Genomic DNA, 4,469 nt, shown 5'->3' with positions numbered 1-4,469 from the left:
ATATCGAAGGATTAGGTGCTGTATCTGAAAATGTGGTATTAGCCCAATAATATTCAGTATTCCCCGAAAATTCAGCTAGAGGCAATATGATTCTAGCATTTGCATATGTAGTTTGATAATTCGTTAATACATCTGCATAATTTTGAGGAGAACTACTGGTTGCGTAAGGAAATAATGTTTTCTCTACGTTCCCAAGAAAAACAACCCTGTAATTGCCTTTCGGCAAAGTATCGGTTACTACTGGTAAAGGCCAGGATGGAATACCCTGAGAAGGAACTAATATCGTTCTCTCTTTTACATATTCTCCTGTAGATTTATAGATAACATATCTTATATGCTGGACTCTGGGGTCAAAGCCATTAATAGCAGCCTTAGTTTGCCCATTATTAGCAGAAGGAATGAAACTGGCTACAAAATATCCATCCGGAACTTGCGTAACTGTCGGTTCGCCTTTTTCAGGAATATCTATAATATCATCAATTTCTTGTCTATCGCAACCTGTAAACAAAAAGAATGCTAGTGATATGTTGAGAAATAATATTTTAGCTTTCATATTTATATTTATTACCTTGTTATTGTATACCATCCCATATATCATCATCTAGATTTATAGAATAACTCAATATAAATCCTAAATTAATATTGGAATAGTCTCCTGATATCTTTATAACATGATTCGGATAAAAGGTGATACTGTTGTTTGATGAAATTCCGGAAACATCATTGACCTTTATAATATATCTTTCAGTAACAGATCCTAGTTTTACATCTAAATAGAATCTTGTTTTATTAATATCGAACGTAGGTAAAAGATAATGATTGAAGCTAACATTGCCTGCAACAGGGACTTGTGTAGAGAATGTTTTTAGATTATCTGGAGCATTCTCTAGATAGATATCTAGGGCTTCAAGATCAGTAAGAAATACACTTTGAACCAGCTTCTCTGCTATTAGGGTGACTGATGTTACATATGGCGGTATATTTGTTATTTCCAAGTTGAAACCACTGACAGCTCGAGTGAGATCAATTTTCAAAGTTTTAATTTCTTCCGGCTTAAAATATTGTCCTGTTTGTACATCATCATTATATGACATACCTGTAGCAGTAAAAAAGTCGGAGATATTTGTCGCAGACACCGCCCTATAATAAAAATTATATAAGATATTGGGTTCTACGTATAATAGATCAAACTTTTTAATCAAGCCGGGATTATTTACATCATAATTGTTATTGTTATATCCTATTGCAAATATTTTATATGTAGAACCTCTGGTCAAATTCAACATGGTCAAAAACGTAGGACTTGCATTGAACTCCACCTGTTTCACCAAAGACTGATCGAGATTGAAATTGTCATCTTCATTAGTCGAAACAGATTCATCTATTTTCTTAAAAGGCAATATGAGTACTCTGTTTACTGTATGTGGCTGCGTCTCTATAGATTTGGTCAGATCTACAAATAAACCATTCATTTCTACAGGTATAGCTATTATTTGCTTATCCGCCTCTATAAAATCTTCATTTTGAGAGCAACCTAAAAATATGAAAACGATAATATTCCATATTAAATATTGCCATTTGATGTTTTTGGAACAGATGTTGCGTTTCATGACAAGTAATATTATGCTTGATTGATTTAGATACAAGGCATTTAGTCATATGATTGTAATTAAATACCTTGTACCTGATATTTGCTAATGTATCTATTGTATTGTTAATGGATGAATCGTGTTCCAAGCCGGATCTATTGTTATAGTAATGGTTTGGTCTTGTAGCAAGTCAATAGCATCGTCATCATCTCCCGGATTGGCAGGATCAGTTCCTGTAGTTGTATCCGGTTTATGTTTAACTCCTAATGAATAGAAATGATTCGCGAGAATATTGAATGTTGAAGCTGTCCCATTGTAAACTGTCCACACTTTTAAAGGGTTATTAGATGCATCATAAAGCCCAAGTGTAAGTGTTACGTCACTGACAGGTATCATATAGGCTCCACCTAGTTGAGAATTTGGAAGTTTTACAATCTGAGCAGCACTCAAGTCGTTTCCGGTGTAAATCTCGTTTGCGACAGCCTGTCCACTTAGATCAATATTGATGATATCGTAGCTGGCAGCAGGTGTTATGCCCGCACCAGATAGCAGATTAACCTGTGTGTTTCCGGCACTGGCTATAAGGCGCAGATATCTCACTGTACTACCATTCAATAATTGAGGTACATTTTGGAAGTATCCGAGTACTCCGGCTACTTTACGAGTCATGGTCAAGCTGACACGTGTTCCTCCTTCTTCTAATACTTGTGCCTGAGCTGTACCTGCAAAGATTTCATATTCATCGCCTGAATTGGTTATAGTGGCTAAAACATCTTCAATCTTTGTACTGGTAGTGAATGCAGTCAATTGATATAAGTCGGTTGCATCACGTCCTATAACAAGAAATTTATAATCTCCGACTGTAAGCTTATCGGCTTCAGGCACTGCAAAACGTTTGAATGTGGAACCTGCTGTCCAACCTGATACCTCATAGGTTTTAGTATACAAATAGTCTGTTCCATTACCTTTGAATGCATGAATGGATACACTGGTTACACTTTGTGCAGCATCCTGACTATAAACAGGTGCACCTGCAGCTTTTGTTTCATTTAGCTGCGTTTTAGCAGAAATTTCAAATACTAGTCCATTCGGATTTTCTCCATTGCCTGAGACATTGTCATCGTTAGAGCATGCAAAGAAAGCTATGCTCACAAATAAAAGGAAAATACTTTTTTTCATAATAGTTAATAATTAATCTAGTTCAATCTTACACGTTATTAAATTTCATCAATATCCAATACTTGGATAAGTGTCCACTCGTTGTCGATATAGATCCAAATTTCCAATTGGTCTAGTGATGAATTATAATTTATGGTAACTGCAGTTATCTCGTTTCTTGCAATATTTATTCCTATGGGAGAGATAACTAATGCTGGTGTACTGGTATTCGCCTCATAGGTCGACAAATACAGTGTTGACTGTTTACCTATGATGGAAGGTGCAGAAAAAGTAGATAAACGGTCTATAGTCTGATTCGTTTTCAGAAATATTTTTTCTATTTCTGTTTCATCGGAATAAATACCTTTATTCTCTATTTTCTGATATACTGACGATATTCTTTCTCTTATCTGCTCAATATTGTTGGGCAAATTATTAAATGTTATATTCAATTTTCCTTTAATTCGTTCCAAGCCCAAAGATTTTTTTTGAGCTACACCAGTTTTTACAACCAAGGTATCGGAAGCAATATATTCATCCGCACCTTCTTCTTTATTTTCATGCAAGATGGATGGGTCTTTCACTGTACTACCTGCAACTTCAATATTTCCCCATACTGTTAATATATATTCTCCATCAGGTATTTGATCTATGATGATTTCTACTTCTTTTTCATCGCCTGTAATTGTTCTAAGAACAGGATTAATAATATTTTGTCCGGTATTTAAACTTTGCAGTATGTAATAAAGATTAGATACGTATTCTCTGAATGGTAAATTTTCATCTATAAAATCTATGCCGATAGCGGCGCTGTTGCTATAGTTCTTATCTTTCACAAATACCTGAATACTATATTGATATGGGCATTCCGGTAATGATTCTTTAATACAAGAAGTACAGTATATTGCTAAAAGCAGTATAGTAATTATTATTCTCATTGTTCAAAGATTTTATATTTTATTAAGAGCTAGTTTAAATATTATTCAATTATAATTTATAGCCGATATTTTCACCATTTGCACAACAGTGTCAAAGCTCGTTCCATAGTTTTCTGCATAATTTTCTGTCATTATCCAACCAAGCAAGGGACCTTTCTATTGTCTAACGTTGCTTTATTGCTCTGAATCCTTGCTTTTGTATGCACTTGTCAAAACCTGAAGGACATAACCGAAGGTATTCCAATGCCCAAACTTGTTTCTCTTTTCTGTATAAAGTTGAACCTAACTTATTCTCGTAAACCGCTCAATAGCAAATCAAAATTCTCATAAAAAAGATTATTTGCGAAAATAGTAAAGGCTAACCCCCATTTAGAATATTCTTTAGAAAGCATTCTCCATTGGCAACCTATCTTTACCAAATAGAAAATAATATTGAAAATCTCTTTTAGGTCATATATTCGTTTTCGCATTTCAAATAATAAGTTTTTGCAACTATTTATTAATAAAAAAGACTATCTGATTAATCACCTAAAATAATTATAAACCACAGTATTTCAATTAAATTCAATAAAAAACAGTACTTAATATAACTCACTGACATACAGCGGTTAGGTTCAATGTTTATGTATACGATAGCCATTTATTAATTACCTTATAGAAAATTAATTTATTATAATTAAAGTAATGCATTCATCAATCTTTACTACTTTAACATCCGCTATATGATATTGTTTGTCGCACAATTTTTTAGATTTAACTTGAACAACTTTAAGAACATGTTTGT

General features: G+C 33.6%; 5 protein-coding genes. All 5 read right to left on the bottom strand.

The genetic code is table 11. The features are described 5' to 3' along the window. Positions 1-553 (bottom strand): FimB/Mfa2 family fimbrial subunit (locus JGH11_RS19170; protein ID WP_236264222.1); only part of this gene is annotated, 553 nt, incomplete at its 3' end. Between the two features lie 19 nt (positions 554-572). Then, entirely contained in the window at positions 573-1,610 is a 1,038-nt protein-coding gene (locus JGH11_RS19165) for a hypothetical protein (RefSeq protein WP_201114478.1), read from the bottom strand. A 93-nt stretch (positions 1,611-1,703) separates the two neighbouring features. Then, positions 1,704-2,768 (bottom strand): FimB/Mfa2 family fimbrial subunit, encoded by a 1,065-nt coding sequence (locus tag JGH11_RS19160; RefSeq protein ID WP_201114476.1) that lies wholly within the window; start codon positions 2,766-2,768, stop codon positions 1,704-1,706. A gap of 38 nt (positions 2,769-2,806) precedes the next feature. Beyond that, positions 2,807-3,685: a hypothetical protein gene (locus JGH11_RS19155; protein WP_201114474.1), complete on the bottom strand. Its 879-nt coding sequence runs from the start codon at positions 3,683-3,685 to the stop codon at positions 2,807-2,809. Positions 3,686-3,972: 287 nt separating this feature from the next. Beyond that, on the bottom strand, positions 3,973-4,155 hold the full coding sequence (locus tag JGH11_RS20640) for a transposase (protein WP_201114471.1): 183 nt from the start codon (positions 4,153-4,155) through the stop codon (positions 3,973-3,975). Between the last annotated feature and the right edge of the window lie 314 nt (positions 4,156-4,469).

Origin of the sequence: Dysgonomonas sp. Marseille-P4677 (assembly GCF_016652235.1) — a bacterium.
Classification (GTDB): Bacteria; Bacteroidota; Bacteroidia; order Bacteroidales; family Dysgonomonadaceae; genus Dysgonomonas.
This window is presented reverse-complemented; position numbering and strand designations above follow the sequence as displayed.